The sequence below is a fragment of the Arthrobacter sp. ov407 genome (assembly GCF_900102895.1).
Classification (GTDB): Bacteria; Actinomycetota; Actinomycetes; order Actinomycetales; family Micrococcaceae; genus Arthrobacter.
The window spans coordinates 358120-375255 of record NZ_FNGD01000001.1; the positions used below are offsets into that span (position 1 = coordinate 358120).

Annotated in this window: 11 protein-coding genes; 7 read left to right on the forward strand and 4 right to left on the reverse strand. The window is 68.4% G+C overall.

Annotation, left to right across the window (positions count from 1 at the left end; genetic code table 11):
- Positions 1 to 48 precede the first annotated feature (48 nt).
- The 6 genes from BLS42_RS01740 to BLS42_RS01765 all read left to right on the forward strand — a co-directional run bounded on the left by BLS42_RS01740 (position 49) and on the right by BLS42_RS01765 (position 10469).
- Positions 49 to 1587 carry an NAD(P)H-hydrate epimerase gene (locus BLS42_RS01740; protein ID WP_090575417.1) on the forward strand — a complete coding sequence of 513 codons (1539 nt, stop codon included), beginning with the start codon at positions 49 to 51 and terminating at the stop codon, positions 1585 to 1587.
- Positions 1588 to 1676: 89 nt separating this feature from the next.
- A complete protein-coding gene (gene glgX / locus BLS42_RS01745) occupies positions 1677 to 4001 on the forward strand; it encodes a glycogen debranching protein GlgX (protein ID WP_090575420.1) in 2325 nt (774 codons plus the stop codon).
- A complete protein-coding gene (treY, locus tag BLS42_RS01750; protein WP_090575423.1) occupies positions 3998 to 6334 on the forward strand; it encodes a malto-oligosyltrehalose synthase in 2337 nt (778 codons plus the stop codon). The genes glgX and treY overlap by 4 nt, the downstream gene beginning before the upstream one ends.
- 42 nt (positions 6335 to 6376) lie before the next feature.
- Positions 6377 to 8155: a malto-oligosyltrehalose trehalohydrolase gene (gene treZ / locus BLS42_RS01755; protein ID WP_090575426.1), complete on the forward strand. Its 1779-nt coding sequence runs from the start codon at positions 6377 to 6379 to the stop codon at positions 8153 to 8155.
- A 15-nt stretch (positions 8156 to 8170) separates the two neighbouring features.
- Positions 8171 to 9208, forward strand: a complete 1038-nt coding sequence (mgrA, locus tag BLS42_RS01760) for an L-glyceraldehyde 3-phosphate reductase (RefSeq protein WP_090575429.1) — start codon at positions 8171 to 8173, stop codon at positions 9206 to 9208.
- A gap of 175 nt (positions 9209 to 9383) precedes the next feature.
- A complete protein-coding gene (locus tag BLS42_RS01765) occupies positions 9384 to 10469 on the forward strand; it encodes an inositol-3-phosphate synthase (protein WP_090575433.1) in 1086 nt (361 codons plus the stop codon).
- Positions 10470 to 10683: 214 nt separating this feature from the next.
- On the opposite strand, the gene BLS42_RS01770 is transcribed toward BLS42_RS01765, so the two are convergent.
- The 3 genes from BLS42_RS01770 to mshA form a co-directional block, all read right to left on the reverse strand.
- Positions 10684 to 11676 (reverse strand): PDDEXK family nuclease, encoded by a 993-nt coding sequence (locus BLS42_RS01770; protein ID WP_090575436.1) that lies wholly within the window; start codon positions 11674 to 11676, stop codon positions 10684 to 10686.
- 190 nt (positions 11677 to 11866) lie between these two features.
- Complete coding sequence (locus BLS42_RS01775; protein ID WP_090575440.1) at positions 11867 to 13579, reverse strand: formate--tetrahydrofolate ligase; 1713 nt, start codon at positions 13577 to 13579, stop codon at positions 11867 to 11869.
- 76 nt (positions 13580 to 13655) lie between these two features.
- Positions 13656 to 14921, reverse strand: coding sequence for a D-inositol-3-phosphate glycosyltransferase (gene mshA, locus BLS42_RS01780; protein ID WP_090575442.1), 1266 nt, complete (start codon positions 14919 to 14921; stop codon positions 13656 to 13658).
- A 141-nt stretch (positions 14922 to 15062) separates the two neighbouring features.
- Here mshA and BLS42_RS01785 point away from each other — a divergent pair, with 141 nt between their 5' ends.
- Complete coding sequence (locus tag BLS42_RS01785) at positions 15063 to 15626, forward strand: GNAT family N-acetyltransferase (protein WP_090575445.1); 564 nt, start codon at positions 15063 to 15065, stop codon at positions 15624 to 15626.
- A gap of 26 nt (positions 15627 to 15652) precedes the next feature.
- On the opposite strand, the gene BLS42_RS01790 is transcribed toward BLS42_RS01785, so the two are convergent.
- Positions 15653 to 17077: a family 4 glycosyl hydrolase gene (locus BLS42_RS01790; protein ID WP_090575446.1), complete on the reverse strand. Its 1425-nt coding sequence runs from the start codon at positions 17075 to 17077 to the stop codon at positions 15653 to 15655.
- Positions 17078 to 17136 lie beyond the last annotated feature (59 nt).

Below are 17136 nucleotides of genomic sequence, written 5' to 3' on the forward strand. Positions count from 1 at the left end.
GGGCCTGAGCGCCAGGCATTCCCCAGCGACCGCGAATGGACTGAAACCATGATCAGCGCCTACACCGGAACCCAGGTACGAGAGGCCGAGAAGCCATTTCTCGACGACACCTTGGGCTCCGGTGCGGGCGCTGTTCTCATGCAGCGGGCCGCGTATGGCCTCGCCAACGCCATCATCCGCGGCCTGCGCGGGCGCGGGCAACGCCTCTACGGCTCCAGCGTGGCCGTGCTGGCGGGCAAGGGCAACAACGGCGGAGACGGGCTCTTCGCTACCGCGCTGCTGGCCCGCCGCGGCATGCGGACGACGGCGGTGCTCACCGCCGGCGCGGCCCACGACGCCGGGTTGGACGCGTTCCGGCAAGCGGGCGGCCATGCCGTGGTGCTCACCGGGGACAACGTGGCCGAACTCGCCGCTATGGCCGGCGGCGCCGACGTCGTGATTGACGCGGTCCTCGGGACCGGAGCCCAAGGCGGTCTGCGGGGACCGGCCGCAGAGTTGGTCGCGGCACTGGAGCGCTCCCGGCCGGGCTCCCGTTCCCCCTTGGTCGTGGCCTGCGACATCCCCAGCGGCGTCGACGCGGATACGGGGGAGGCATACGCGCCGGTGCTGGCCGCTGACATGACGGTGACCTTTGGTGCCGCCAAGGCAGGCCTCTTGGCGGACCCCGGCGCCGACTTCGCGGGCACCGTCCGGGTGGTCCCCATCGGAATCGAGGGAGCGCTGCCGTGGCCGGCCCTGAGACGGCTTGAGGCCGGAGACCTTTCGGCCCTGCTGCCACGCCCGGAGCGGCGGGCGCACAAGTACTCCAGGGGGGTCCTTGGGGTGGTCGCAGGCTCCGACGCCTATCCCGGCGCCGCGGTGCTGGCCTGTAAGGGCGCCCTGGCGGCCGGCGTCGGAATGGTGCGCTACCTGGGCCCGCCCGGCGTCGCCGACCTCGTCCGGCAGGCCTGCCCCGAGGTGGTCTGCAGCGCCGGCACCGTGGCCGATACGCACGTTCAGGCCTGGCTCGTGGGCTCCGGACTGGATGACTCCGATGAGCAGCAGTTGCAGCGCGCCCGTGACGCCGCAGACTCGGGCCTGCCGACGATCGCCGATGCCGGCGCATTGCCCGCCCTGCCTGATGTGCTGGCTCCGCAAGTGATCCTGACACCCCATGCTGGCGAACTGTCGGCATTGCTTCAGCGCCTCGGGGTTGCATTAGACCGCTCCGCGGTAGAAGCATCCACCCTCAGTGCGGTGCGGCAGGCTGCGGGTCTGACCGAAGCCACGGTGCTGCTCAAGGGCGCCACGACCCTCGTGGCCTCTCCCTTCCAGGACTTCTACAGCCAGGCCGAGGGCACGCCCTGGATCGCCACTGCAGGCAGCGGCGACGTCCTGGCAGGAGTTATCGGTGGGCTGCTGGCCCAGTTGGGTGCCGACGTCCGGCGCTTCGGTGGACATGGCATCGATCCCGACGATAGATGGGCGGCGATCGCGGCGATGGCGGCCAGCGTCCACGGCCTGGCCGGAGTCCGGGCCTCCCGCGGGGGACCGGTGACAGCAACGGCCATCGCGGGTGCTGTTCCGGAGGTGATGCGGGAGTTGTAATAAACGCGCGCGTCAGCCCGCCGAGTCAATTAGTAACCCTACTTACAAGTAGTCTGTCTAGAGAATATTCGTCCGCACGAGGAGTACACATGGAAGTCTGGCCCGGAACGGCTTACCCGCTGGGAGCCACTTTTGACGGCACTGGTACCAACTTTGCCCTGTTCAGCGAGCGCGCCGAGCGGGTGGAACTGTGCCTCCTGGCTGACGACCTGACCGAGACGCGGATTGAGCTGACCGAAGTGGACGGCTACGTGTGGCATTGCTACCTGCCGCAGGTCCAGCCCGGACAGAAATACGGCTACCGGGTCCACGGCCCGTACGAACCCGAACACGGCAACCGCTTCAACCCCAACAAGCTGCTGATGGACCCCTACGCCAAGGCCGTTCAGGGCCAGATCGACTGGGATCCGGCGCTCTTCACCTATGAATTCGGCGACCCCGACTCGCGCAATGACGCCGACTCGGCGCCGCACACCATGCACGGCGTGGTCATCAACCCGTTCTTCGAGTGGGACGGCGACCGCCAGTTGCGGATCCCGTACCACCAGTCGGTCATCTACGAGGCCCACGTCAAGGGCCTGACCGAGCTCCACCCGGAAGTCCCGGAGGAGCAGCGCGGCACCTATGCGGGCGTAGCCCACCCCGCCGTAGTGGAGCACCTGAAGAAGCTCGGCGTCACCGCGATCGAGCTCATGCCCGTGCACCAGTTCGTCAACGACGGCACGCTCGAGGAGAAGGGTCTCAACAACTACTGGGGCTACAACACCATCGGCTTCTTCGCGCCGCAGAACACCTACAGCTCCTCGGGCGACGTCGGGCACCAGGTCCAGGAATTCAAGGCCATGGTCCGCGAGCTGCACAAGGCGGGCATCGAAGTGATCCTGGACGTGGTCTACAACCACACCGCGGAAGGCAACCACCTCGGCCCCACGCTGTCCTTCAAGGGCATCGACAACCAGGCCTACTACCGGCTGGTGGACGATGACATGAAGCACTACATGGACTACACCGGCACCGGAAACTCCCTCAACGTCCGGCACCCGCACTCGCTCCAGCTGCTGATGGACTCCTTGCGCTACTGGGTGACGGAAATGCACGTCGACGGCTTCCGCTTCGACCTCGCCTCCACGCTTGCCCGCGAGTTCTACGACGTGGACAAGCTCTCCACCTTCTTCGAACTGATCCAGCAGGACCCGATCGTCTCCCAGGTCAAGCTGATTGCCGAGCCGTGGGACGTGGGTCCCGGCGGCTACCAGGTGGGCAACTTCCCGCCGCAGTGGACCGAGTGGAACGGCAAGTACCGCGACACCGTCCGTGACTTCTGGCGCGGTGAGCCGTCGACCCTAGGCGAATTCGCCTCCCGCCTGACCGGCTCCGCGGACCTCTACGAAAGCTCCGCCCGGCGCCCAGTGGCCTCGATCAACTTCGTCACGGCCCACGACGGCTTCACCATGCGCGACCTCGTGTCCTACAACGAGAAGCACAACGATGCCAACGGCGAGGGCAACAACGACGGCGAATCCCACAACCGCTCTTGGAACTGTGGCGAGGAAGGGGACACGGACAACGACCACGTCCTGACCCTCCGTGCCCGCCAGCAGCGCAACTTCATCGCCACCCTGCTGCTCTCGCAGGGCGTTCCGATGCTTCTGCACGGCGACGAGCTGGGCCGCACCCAGCAGGGCAACAACAACACCTACTGCCAGGACTCCGAACTCAGCTGGGTGCACTGGGACGCCATAGACCAGCCGCTCGTGGAGTTCACGGCGGTGGTCAATAAGATCCGCCGCGACCACCCCATCTTCCGGCGCAGCCGTTTCTTCGACGGCCGCCCGGTACGCCGCGGCGAGGGCGAGAAGCTGCCGGACATCGTCTGGCTCAATACCGACGGCAAGGAAATGCTGCCGGAGCACTGGGACAGCGGATTCGGCCGGACCATCGGTGTGTTCTACAACGGGCACGGCATCCAGGAACAGGATTCGCGCGGACGCCGGATCACCGACGACAGTTTCCTGCTCGGCTTCAACGCCCACGACGACGACGTGGACTTTGCCCTGCCGGCCGAGGAGTACTCACGGTTCTGGGACGTCCTGGTGGACACCGCGGACCAGGCGGACACCGAGGAACCGCTCAAAGCTGGGTCCGTGGTGAAGTTGGCGGCAAAGTCGATGGTGGTGCTCCGGGCACACTCGGGCCCCGAGGTAGAAGTGGACTACTCCGCGGCCGCCTCCCTGGCCGCGATGGCCGAGCACGAGGACCACGAGGATTCGGCGGATGCTGATTCTGCGGCCCGGGCACCGGAGGTCCCCGCGGACACGGCACCGGCGGGCGCGTCCACGGGCTCCGCGAAAGGCTCCGCCTCGAAAAAGACGGAGGCTGACAAGCCGAAGACCCCGAAGGGCCCCGCTAAATGAGAACCCCCGTCTCCACCTACCGGCTGCAGATCCGTCCCGGCTTTACGCTGCAGGACGCCGCGCAGACCGTGCCGTACCTGAAGTCGCTGGGCGTGGACTGGATCTATCTCTCGCCGATCCTCACGGCGGAGCAGGGTTCGGACCACGGTTACGACGTCACCGATCCCGCCGCCATTGATCCGGACCGGGGCGGCGCGGAAGGCCTGCTGGCGGCGTCGACGGCCGCACGGGAAGCCGGCATGGGCGTGCTGGTCGATATCGTGCCCAACCATGTCGGCGTCGCGACCCCGGCCCAGAACCCGTGGTGGTGGTCCCTCCTGAAGGAGGGGCAGCAGTCCCGCTACGCCCAGGCGTTCGACATCGACTGGGACTTTGGCGGCGGCCGCGTGCGGATCCCCGTGCTGGGCGCGGACTCGGACGTTGACGCGCTTGAGATCCGTGACGGGGAACTGCGCTACTACGACCACCGCTTTCCGCTCGCCGAGGGCACCTATACCGAGGGTGACTCCACTGCCGATGACCCCCGCGCGGTCCACGACCGGCAGCACTATGAGCTGATCGGCTGGCGCCGGGCGGACACGGACCTGAACTACCGCCGGTTCTTTGCCGTCAACAGCCTGGCCGGGATCCGCGTGGAGCTTCCCGAGGTCTTCGATGAAGCCCACGCGGAGGTTGTGCGCTGGTTCCGGGAAGGGCTCGTCGACGGGCTGCGGATCGACCACCCGGACGGCCTCGCCGATCCGGAGGGATACCTGCACCGGCTGCGCGAGGTCACGGGCGGCAGTTACCTGCTGATCGAGAAGATCCTGGAACCGGGCGAGAGCCTGCCGGCCGGCTTCGAGTGCGAGGGCACCACCGGCTACGACGCCCTCGCGGACGTGGACCGGGTATTCGTCGACGCCGCCGGACAGGGCCAGCTCGACGCTCTCGACGCCGAACTGCGTGGCGGCGCTGCCGACTACGACGAAATGATCCGCGGCACTAAACGCCGGATCACGGACGGCATTCTGCATTCTGAAATGCTCCGGCTGGCACGACTGGTCCCGGCCGGAGCAGGCTTGGCCCAGGACGCCGCGGCGGACGCACTGTCCGAGATCATTGCCGCGTTTCCGGTCTACCGCAGCTACCTGCCGGAGGGCGCAGACGTCCTCAAGGAAGCCTGCGAACTCGCTGTCCGCCGTCGCCCCGAACTGGAAGGCCCCGTCGGCGTGCTCCTGCCGCTCCTGCTTAATGCCGGTCCTGGCGCGGACGCCGAACTGGGCATCCGCTTCCAGCAGACCTCCGGGATGGTCATGGCCAAGGGCGTGGAAGACACCGCGTTCTTCCGCTACACCCGGTTGGGCACCCTGACCGAAGTCGGCGCCGACCCCACCGAGTTTGCCGTGACGCCGGAGGAATTCCACACCCGGATGGCCCGCCGCCAGGCCGAACAGCCGCTGTCCATGACGACGCTCAGTACGCACGACACCAAGCGCAGCGAGGACACCCGCGCCCGCATCTCGGTCCTCGCGGAGCTGGCCCCGGAATGGCAGGAATCCCTGCAGCGGCTGCAGAAGCTGGCGCCCCTGCCGGACGGGCCGCTGGCCAACCTGCTGTGGCAGGCCATCGCGGGCGCCTGGCCCGCGGACCGCGACCGGCTGCAGTCCTACGCGCAAAAAGCTGCCCGGGAAGCCGGGAACTCGACCAACTGGATCGATCCGGACGAGGCTTTCGAGGCGAAACTTTCAGCCGCCGTCGACGCCGCTTTCGACACCCCGGAGGTGACGGCGGAGCTGGAGTCCCTCGTGGCGCTGCTGGAGCCGTACGGGGCCGCCAACTCGCTCGGCGCCAAGCTGGTGCAGCTCACCATGCCCGGCGTGCCGGACGTGTACCAGGGCACCGAGTTCTGGGACCGCTCGCTGACCGATCCGGACAACCGGCGGCCGTTCGACTTCGGCGCCCGCCGGCGCGCCCTCGCCGCGCTCGACGCCGGTGAGCGTCCGACGTCGTTCCTGGATGAGGCAGCGAAACTCCTTGTCACCTCGCGGGCCCTGCGCCTGCGGCGGGACCGGCCGGAACTGTTCACCGGATACACGCCGGTCACGGCCACGGGCACCGCCGCTGCGCACCTGCTCGCCTTTGACCGCGGAACACCCTCAGCCCCGGGCGCGCTGACGCTCGCCACCCGGCTACCCCGCGGCCTGGAGCAGCGCGGCGGATGGCAGGGCACGACCATCGAACTCGCCGCGGCCATGGCCGATGAACTGACCGGTTCAACGCACGGTCCGGGCACCGTAGCCGTGGGGGAAATCCTGCGGGACTACCCGGTGGCCCTCCTGGTGCCCACCGCCTAAGCAGTCCTTGAAGTACCGACATTTGGGGAACGGAAGAACGCCATGACCTTGCCTGCACACGGAAGCGACCGCTTCGATCTCTGGGCTCCCGAAGCGCAGGCGGTCACGCTCCTCGCTGACGGCCGGAAGTATGACATGACCCGCCGCGGCGGGGAGGCGCCCGGCTGGTGGACGGCCTCCGGGGCGCCCGCCGCCGGGGACGTGGACTACGGCTACCTGGTGGACGGGGACCCCACCCCGCTGCCGGACCCGCGCTCCCGCCGCCAGCCCGCGGGTGTCCACGCGCTCTCCCGCACGTTCGACGCCGGAAGCCACCAGTGGGCTGACGGCCAATGGGCGGGACGGGAACTCAAGGGCGCCGTCATCTACGAACTCCACGTGGGCACCTTCACGCCGGAGGGAACACTGGACGCCGCCGCGGGGAAGCTGGAGTACCTGGCGGAGCTGGGCATCGACTTCGTGGAGCTGCTGCCGGTCAACGGGTTCAACGGCACGCACAACTGGGGATACGACGGCGTCCTCTGGTACGCCGTGCACGAGGGCTACGGCGGACCTGCCGCTTACCAGCGCTTCGTCGACGCCGCCCACGCCGCCGGTCTTGGCGTCATCCAGGATGTGGTCTACAACCACCTCGGCCCCAGCGGCAACTACCTTCCGCGGTTCGGGCCCTACCTGAAATCGGGGGAGGGCAACACCTGGGGCAACTCCGTCAACCTGGACGGCCCGGAGTCGGACGAGGTGCGCCGCTACATCCTGGACAACGCCGCGATGTGGCTGCGGGACTACCACGTGGACGGCCTGCGGCTGGACGCCGTGCACGCCTTCAAGGACGAGCGGGCAGTGCACCTGCTGGAGGACTTCGGCGCCCTCGCCGACGAAATCTCCGCCGAGACCGGGCGCCCGGCCACGATGATCGCGGAATCGGACCTGAATAACCCGCGCCTGCTCTACCCGCGGGACACCAACGGCTACGGGCTGGCCGGGCAGTGGAGCGACGACTTCCACCACGCCGTCCACGTCAACGTCAGCGGCGAGACCACGGGCTACTACGCCGACTTCGACTCGCTCGGGGCACTCGCCAAGGTCCTGGAGCGCGGTTTCTTCCACGACGGCAGCTACTCCAGCTTCCGCGCCCGCCACCACGGCCGGCCCATCAACCCCGCCCAGGTCCACCCCGCCGCGCTGGTGGTGTGCAGCCAGAACCACGACCAGATCGGCAACCGGGCCACCGGGGACAGGCTGTCCCAGACCCTGGGCTACGGGCAGCTCGCGCTCGCCGCCGTCGCCACCCTGACCTCGCCGTTCACGCCCATGCTGTTCATGGGCGAGGAATACGGGGCCACCACCCCGTGGCAGTTCTTCACCTCCCACCCGGAGCCCGAGCTGGGCAAGGCGACGGCCGAGGGCCGGATCAGGGAGTTCGAGCGGATGGGCTGGGACCCCGCCGTCGTGCCCGATCCGCAGGATCCGGAGACCTTCACCCGGTCCAAGCTCGACTGGGCCGAGGCCACCGGAGGGGACCACGCCCGCCTCCTGGAGCTGTACCGTGCGCTGATCGCTCTGCGTCGCACCACACCGGACCTGACGGAACCCGGCTTCGAGGACACCGCCGTCGACGTCCGCGAGGACGAGGGCTGGCTGCTGCTGCGCCGCGGCCGCACCGAGGTGGCGATGAACTTTTCCGCCGGGGAGCGGCGGATCCCGGTCCGCGGGGCCACTCTCGCACTGGCCACGGACGACGCCGTCCGGCTCGAGGACTCCTCGGGGGACGGCGGACAGATCGAGCTTCCAGGCCACAGCGCCGCGATTCTCATCAACTAAGGCAGGATAGAACGCATGACTTATTTGGCAGCTGACACCCGCTACGATTCCATGCCCTACCGCCGCGTGGGACGCAGCGGCCTGAAACTCCCGGCCATCTCATTGGGCCTGTGGCATAACTTCGGCGACGACAAGCCGTTTGAGACCCAGCGCGCCATCCTGCGCCGCGCCTTCGACCTCGGCGTCAACCACTTCGACCTCGCCAACAACTACGGCCCGGAGGCCGGCGCCGCCGAAACGAACTTCGGCCGCCACCTCAAGGACGACTTCCGTCCGTACCGCGACGAACTCATCATCTCCACCAAGGCCGGCTACGACATGTGGCCGGGCCCGTTCGGCGAATGGGGATCCCGCAAATATCTCCTCGCCAGCCTGGACCAGTCGCTGGACCGGATGGGCCTGGACTACGTGGACATCTTCTACAGCCACCGCCCGGACCCCGAGACGCCGATGGAAGAGACCATGGGCGCCCTGGACCAGGCCGTGCGCTCCGGCAAGGCGCTCTACGCCGGCATCTCGTCCTACACCCCGGAACAGACCCTCGAAGCGGCGCGGATCCTCAAGGAACTCGGCACCCCGCTGCTGATCCACCAGCCCAGCTACTCCATGCTCAACCGCTGGACCGAGAACGGCAGCCCCAATCTCTACGAGGTGCTGGAGCAGGTGGGCGCCGGGTCCATCGCGTTCTCGCCGCTGGCGCAGGGCATGCTCACCGACCGGTACCTCAAGGGCATTCCGGCGGACTCCCGCGCCGCCCAGCACAAGTCCTTGGACGAAGGCACGATCACCGAGGACAAGCTGGACCGCGTGCGCGGGCTCAACCGGATCGCCGAGGGCCGCGGGCAGACGCTGGCGCAGCTGGCCATCGCCTGGATCCTGCGCGAGCAGGGCAAGGGCTCGTCCGTCACGTCCGCACTGGTCGGCGCCTCCAGCGTCCGGCAGCTCGAGGACACCCTGTCCGCGATCAACAACCTGGATTTCACGGCCGATGAGGTCGACGCGATCGATGAGTTCGCCGTCGAATCCGACATCAACCTGTGGGCCCAGAAGTAGCCGGTACCCGCACTTAACCCGCACTTAATACAAGCGCCGGGGCCGCGGGGAACAACCGCGGCCCCGGCGGTGTTGACTAGACTACTAAGGGCGCCTTACGGCGCCGTGTCCGCCTGCCGCCGCCGCACAACAAAGTGCGGCCGCGCCGGTCACCCTTGTTCTCAAAAGGAGTTCCGTGTCTTCACATCCGATTCGTGTTGCAATCGTCGGCGTAGGTAACTGCGCCACTTCGCTGGTCCAGGGCGTCCAGTACTACAAAGACGCCGACCCCAAGGCCACGATTCCGGGCCTGATGCACGTGGAGTTCGGCCAGTACCACGTCGGCGACGTCGAGTTCGTTGCCGCGTTCGACGTCGACGGCAAGAAGGTGGGCCAGGATCTGTCCGCCGCCATCCTGGCCAGCGAAAACAACACCATCAAGATCGCCGACGTCCCGCCGACCGGTGTCACCGTCCAGCGCGGCCACACCCTGGACGGCCTTGGCAAGTACTACCTCGAGACCATCGAGCAGTCCCCGGAAGAGCCCGTCGACGTCGTCCAGGCCCTCAAGGACGCCAAGGTTGACGTCATGGTCTGCTACTTGCCGGTCGGCTCCCAGCAGGCCGCCGAGTTCTACGCCCAGTGCGCGATCGATGCCGGCGTGGCGTTCGTAAACGCCCTGCCGGTGTTCCTGGCCGGCACCAAGGAGTGGGCGGACAAGTTCACCGCCGCGGGCGTGCCGATCGTGGGCGATGACATCAAGAGCCAGATTGGTGCCACCATCACGCACCGCGTCATGGCCAAGCTGTTCGAGGACCGCGGCGTCACCCTGGACCGCACGTACCAGCTGAACGTCGGCGGCAACATGGACTTCAAGAACATGCTCGAGCGCGACCGGCTGGAGTCCAAGAAGATCTCCAAGACCCAGGCCGTCACCTCCAACGTCGAGGCCGAGCTCGCCGCCAAGGACGTCCACATCGGCCCGTCGGACTACGTCCAGTGGCTCGATGACCGCAAGTGGGCCTTCGTCCGCCTCGAAGGCCGCAACTTCGGCGACGCCCCGGTGTCCCTGGAATACAAGCTCGAAGTCTGGGACTCGCCCAACTCCGCCGGCGTGATCATCGACGCCATCCGCGCCGCCAAGATCGGCCTGGACCGCGGCATCGGCGGCCCGCTGGTCTCGGCGTCGAGCTACTTCATGAAGTCCCCGCCGGAGCAGTTCAACGACGACCTCGCCCGTGAAAAGGTCGAGGCCTTCATCCGCGGCGACCTAGAGCGCTAACCGCCTTCCCCCCGACGCTCCCGCACGTTTGGGGTGTTCTGATCCGACGCTCCCGCACGTTTGGTGTGTGTTGATCCGACGCTCCCGCACGTTTGGGGTGTTCTGACACGACGCTCCCGCACCTTTGGTGCGGGAGCGTCGTGCGTCCGGCGTGGGTGCGGGTGTATACGGGAGACGATCCCTCACAGGTGGTGAGCACCCGCCCGATCCTCCCTCACGTTGTGCCGATATCGGCGGATCGCTCCCTCAAGACTGGGTTGGAAAAGCCAGCTGCGGCCGAGGGGCTGAGATACGCGGCGCGGAGGATTCGCTTGATCCTGGCGGTGGCGCCCGCGAAGCCGTCCGCAAGGTCGTCCTTGGTCAGGACGAGCACCGTCCATCCCGCTGCCTCGAAGGCCTTGTCGCGGCGACGGTCGCTGAAGATCTGAGCGGGCAGCAGATGGTGCCCGCCGTCGTACTGGACAGCCAGCCGGCGGCGCCGATACCCAAGGTCCGCCGTCGGTGAGGCCGGACTTTCCGGGCGCAGCTGGAGCTGCAGTTCCGGTTCCGGGAGCCCAGCGTCGCACATCGCCAGGCGCAGCAGTGTTTCCGGAGCGGAATCGGATCCCACTCGCATCAAGTCCAGTGCCGCGCGGGCGCGGACTATTCCCTGCAAATTCGGGTGGCGGCTCACCATCGAACGCAGCCCATCGATAGTCGCGAAGGGCTCGTTCCGTCCCTCCAACCCGAACCGGGGAATCCGAACGAGCTCGTCGCCCATGCAGACCAATTCCGACAGGCTCAACCGCCGGGCGAGGTCGAGCCATGTCCGGGGACGCGTGCTGATCCGGATGCCGTCCGTCGTTTCGACCTCACCTTCCAAAGCCAGAACCGTGTGCCCGACGATGCCCTTGCGCCGGACCTCGGGCAGCACCCGTGGCTTGCTGAGGTGCAGCTCCTCAGAGTCCGAAAGCCATGGAGGCAAGAGCTGGCATCGGAGCCTGGCGGCCGTGACATGCGAGATCCAGGCCCCTGGCGACGCGGCGGACAGTGCGCGAGCCGCCGTCTCCAACTCGAAGCTCCATTCCGCGGGCCGGTAGAGACCCCGGCTGATATGACGGATGTCGGGCTGTCTGAGTCTGGTTCTCGGCACTCCCGCCGACCGGGCAGCCGCGATGGTGAAGGGCGCTGCGCCGAGTGGGCCGGGAAGTTCCGTGCGCGTTCTCATGGTCGCATTGTGAGCCCATTTGAAATGGCGTGCAGGAGTTATCCACAGGTGTCCCAAATCGGTCCGCGGAGGCGGGCACGGGTTCCGGCGACCCCGGCCTTGGGGGATGCAGGATGTGAGGGTGCGTCGGGTGGCGGGATGCAGGATGTGAGGGAGGGGCGGGTGGGGGACGCAGGATGTGAGGGGGCGTCTAGAAGAGGCCGACGGGGTTGCCGGCGTCGTCCACGTCCATCCGCATCGCTGCCGGAACCTTGGGCAGGCCGGGCATGGTCATGACCGCGCCGGTGAGAGCAACGATAAAGCCCGCGCCGGTCTTGGGGATGAGGTCCCGGACGTGGATGGTGAAGCCCTTGGGGGCGCCGACCCGGCTGGCGTCGTCAGTGAAGGAGTACTGGGTCTTCGCCATGCACACGGGCATCCCGGACCAGCCGTTCTTCTCGATCTCCGCCAGCCGTTTGAGCGCGGGCACCGAGAAGTCAACGCCGTCGGCACCGTAGACTTCCTGCACGATGGTCCGGATCTTGTCCTCCACAGACATCTCCAGCGGGTACAGGTGCCGGAAGCCGTGCGGGGTGTCGATCGCGGCCGCGACCTTGGCCGCGAGCTCGTCCCCGCCGTCGCCACCCCCGCCGCGGCCCCAGACATCGGCCACCGCAGCCTGGACCCCCTCCGCGGCGCACCACTGAAGCAGCCAGTCCAGCTCCTCGGCGGTGTCCGTGCCGAATTTGTTGACCGCCACCACCGGGATGATGCCGAACTTCTCGACGTTGCGGATGTGGCGCTGGAGATTGGCGACGCCGGCGGCCAGCGCCCCCACGTTCGGCTCCGTGAGCCGGTCTTTCGGCACGCCGCCGTGCATCTTGAGCGCCCGGACGGTGGCCACGAGGACGACGGCGGACGGGGCGACATCGGCCATCCGCGCCTTGATGTCCATGTACTTTTCGGCACCGAGGTCCGCGCCGAAACCGGCCTCGGTGATGACGATGTCCGCCAGGCTGCGGGCCGTCTGCGTGGCGATCAGTGAGTTGCAGCCGTGGGCGATGTTGGCGAAGGGCCCGCCGTGCACCAGGGCCGGGGTGCCGGCGATGGTCTGCACGAGGTTGGGCTTGATCGCGTCTTTGAGCAGCATGGTCAGGGCGCCCTGGACGCCGAGGTTGGCCACCGTGACGGGCTGGCGGTCGTAGGTGTAGCCGAACGTGATCCGGCCCAGCCGCTCACGCAAATCGTTGAGGTCCGTGGCGAGGCAGAACACGGCCATGATTTCCGAGGCCACGGTGATGTCGAAGCCGTCCTGCCGCGGCGTGCCCTGGGTCGGCCCGCCCAGGCCGATCACGACCTCCCGGAGGGACCGGTCGTTCATGTCCAGGACGCGCTTGAACGTCATCCGGCGGGGATCGATGTTGAGTTCGTTGCCCTGGAAGATGTGGTTGTCCACGAGGGCCATGAGGGCGTTGTTCGCCGAGGTGATGGCGTGGAAGTCGCCGGTAAAGTGCAGGTTGATCTGGTCCATCGGCAGCACCTGGGAGTAGCCGCCGCCGGTGGCGCCTCCCTTCATGCCCAGGATGGGGCCGAGCGAGGGTTCGCGCAGCGCGATCATCACGCTGTGCCCGGCCCGGGCCAGGGAATCCGCGAGCCCCACCGTGGTGGTGGACTTTCCCTCGCCCGCGGGGGTGGGCGACATCGCCGAGACCAGCACCACCTTGCCGGGGGTGCGCCTGGGGGTTCCCGCCGGCACAGTCAGCTTCGCCGGATCGATCTTGGCCTTGTAGGGTCCGTAGAGTTCCAGTGCGTCCGGGTTGATGCCGGCGGCCGCCGCGATCTCCCCGATCGGCTTCATAACGGCCCGCTGGGCAATCTCCAGGTCGCTCGGTACGTTGTTCCCGGCAGTGGTGGTCTCAGACATCTTTGTCCTTCGGCTCGTGGCGTCGGCGGGTTTGTCCCGGTCCGGTGTTTCCGGGCGGGCTTAGGGCGGATCCGGTTTAGGGTGTGTGGCCCACCGGGATGGTCAGGCTTCCAAAATACTGGCTCACGGCGGTGTGGTAGCTCTCCAGCGTGATCGCTGCGGTGCGCTGCCAGCCGAAATCCTGGGCGTGGATCGCGGCGGCGCGCCCCATGTCGGTGCGGGTTTGGGCGTCGTCGAAGAGCTCTTCGAGCGCGTCCGCCCAGTCGCTGGCTTTGTGGCCCTCGATCAGCATCCCGGTCCGCCCGTCCTGGACGGCGCGGGAGAGGCCGCCTACTTTCGTGGCGAGGACGGGCGTCCCGCAGGCCTGCGCCTCCAGGGCCACCAGGCCGAAGGACTCGCTGTAGGAGGGCATCACCACGACGTCGGCCGACCGGTACCAGCCAGCCAGCTCCGGGGCGTTCACCGGCGGATGGTGCGTGGCGACGTCGTCCATTCCGGCGCCGGTGATCAGCGCCTTGAGGTTGAAGTCCTTGGCGCCGCTGACGGCCCCCAGGATGGTCAGTTGCAGGTCGATGTCCGGGCGCCGGGAACGCAGGAGCGCGGCCGCCTTGATGAGGATCTGCGGGCCCTTGAGCCGCTGGATCCGGCCCGCGAACAGCAGATGGAACTTGCCCGGGGCGATGTCGTGCTGGGCCCTGGCGCGGTTCCTGAAGGCCGGTGTGAAGACCGCCAGGTCCACGCCGGGAGGCGCGACGTCGATGTGGTCGATGTCGGCGTTGTAGTGCGATACCAGCTCGGTCGCTTCGGTGCCGGTATTGGCGATCAGCCGGGTTGCGCCGTCGACAATCCGGTGCTCGCCGTCCTCACGCCGCCGCGGTTCGGGCTGTTCGCCGGACTCGAGGAGCTGGTTCTTGACCTTCGCCATCGTGTGCATGGTGTGGACGAGGGGCAGCCGCCACAGCTCCGCAAGCTCCAGCCCGGCGACCCCGGACACCCAGTAGTGGGAATGGATGACGTCATACCGGCCGTGCGGCTGGAGCTGCCGGATTCGGTCGATCTCGGCGACCATGCTGTGCAGCAGCCCCGGAAGTTCCTCTTTGGGCAGCTTCCGGGGCGGGCCGGCGAGGACGTTGTGCACGCATACGCCCGGGGACGGGTGTTCGACGGCGGGCTGCGTGGCCGAGGTGGACCGGGTGAAGATCTCCACTTCCACGCCGGTCTCGGCCAGGGCCGCGGCCAGCGCCCGGACGTACACGTTCATTCCGCCGGCGTCGCCGGAGCCGGGCTGCTCCATGGGCGAGGTGTGCAGGGAAAGGAAAGCGACGCGGCGGATCAGCGACACGGTTCCCCTTTCCTCAGCAGACTGCATGTCGATAAAACATTACTCCTGAAGTGCCGGCCGGTTCACGGGTCCGTTCCCGGGTCACGGCACGGGTCCGTTCCCAGACCGGGGCGTACTGCTAACGTGGCCGCTGTGAGCGCAATGACAGAACCTGATCCCGCAGCCGGCTGGACTATCCGGGAGGCCCGTCCGGAGGACTGGCCGGGCATCTGGGCGATCCTGGAACCCGTCATCCGGGCCGGGGAGACTTTTACGTGGGACCGGGACACTGCCGAGGCCGAGGCCCGCGGACGCTGGTTCAAGGAGGCGCCGGGCCAGACCTTCGTCGCCGTCGCCGTCGGTGGCGGTGACGGTCCCGGGGACGGCCCCGCCGACGCCAGCCGGGCTGCGGGGGAAATCCTTGGCACCGGCGAGCTGCATCCCAACCAGGGCGGCGGCGGCAGCCATGTCGCTAACGCGGGCTACATGGTCCATCCCGCTCAGGCCGGCCGCGGACTGGCCAGGGCCCTCTGCGCCTATTCCCTCGACGCCGCGCGCGACGCCGGCTTCCGGGCCATGCAGTTCAACGCCGTGGTGGAGAGCAATTTCCGGGCCGTTGCCGCCTGGAAATCCATGGGCTTCGAGGTGCTCGCGACGATTCCCGAGGCGTTCAACCGCCCGGAACTGGGCTACGTGGGCCTGCACGTAATGTACCGAAAGCTCTAGGCGTACCAGCCCCTGGCCGCGGGTCGCTACTGGCCGCGGCGCCAGAGACGGCCCAGCTCCGGGAACGCGGCTTCATAGCCGGCCAGCAGTTTGCCGGCGAGAACATCCGAACCCACGAGCGGATGCCTGGCGAACGCGGCGAGGGCTGATTCCCGCCGGCCGGTCGTCGCCGCCTCCACCACGAGCCGTTCGACGTCCTTGACGCGCCGCATCAGCTCCAGCTGTGCCGGTCCCGGACGATCCTGCGGGACCGGCGCAGCGCCGTCGGGCGTCACCTTGCACGGAACTTCGACGACGGCGTCGGCCGGCAGTCCCGGCACGGCCGGCACCGCCTGCGCCGCTGACCCGGCGGCGCCCGCTTCCGGCGCCGCGTCGGCGGCGGTGTTGACTGTGTTGCGCGTGTTGAGGATCAGGTCCGCGGCGCCGCCGCCGGAGAGGGCGCGCATGGCCGCCAGGGCCACCCGCTCGTAGCCGCCGCCGGCGAGGTCGGTCTCGTCGCGGCGTTCGCCCGAGGTGCGGGCCTCGGCGAGATAGCCTTCCTCGCGTGACAGCCGGGCGGCGTCCCACAGCGCAAAAGCGTCCGGTCCGGCGGCAGCCAGCCGGGGATAGAGTTCGGCCTGCTGCCGGGCGATGGATTCCCCCCGGGTCTGCTCTGCTGCGCGCATCCCGGCCACCGCACGAGCCGTGTCGTAATAGTAGAAAAGGTACTCATTCGGCAGGCAGCCCAAGCCGGCCAGCAACCCGGGCGGGAACAACCGGCCTTCCTCGAACTCCGCCAGCGCCGCAGGGTCGGCGAGCAGCCCCGGGAGGGCGTCCCGGCCTGCCGCCTCCAACCGGTACAGCCAGCCGAGGTGGTTCAGGCCGTAGTAGCCCACGCCGTCGAGCGTGCCTTCCGGCAGCGCGACGCCGGCAGCCCGCGCCGCGCGGTGCACCAGGCCGCTGGCGGAGTCGCAAATCCCGATCACCCTGGACCCCAGCGCGGGGACCAGGGCCTCCGTGACCATGCCAGCCGGGTTGGTGAAGTTGAGCAGCCACGCCTCGGGGCAGCGGCTCCGCATTTCCTCCGCGAGCCGTAGCATCGGCGGAATGGACCGCAGCGCGTAGGAGATGCCGCCGGGGCCCGTGGTTTCCTGGCCCAGGAGTCCGAGGTCCAGGGCGATCCGCTCGTCGGCGGTCCGCCCGGCCGTGCCGCCGGGCCGGATCGCGGCGAAGGCCATATCGGCGCCGTCGAGGGCCTCGGGGAGCGAAGACACGGCACGGACCTGCGGGCCGGAACCCGGCGGACCCTGCAGGGCCAGGGAGGCGAGGACCGCCTCGATGGCCGCCAGCCTGGCGGGGTCGACGTCGTAGAGCACCAGCTCCCGCACCAGCCCCGCGAAAGGGCCGGCAGAGAGCGCCCGGTAAACCAGGGGGACCCGGAACCCGCCCCCGCCGGCGATCGTGAGCCGCATTCGGACAGTCTATTCCTCGCTCGTCAAGGCCCCGCTTCCCGCGGTTTCCCTCTACGGCG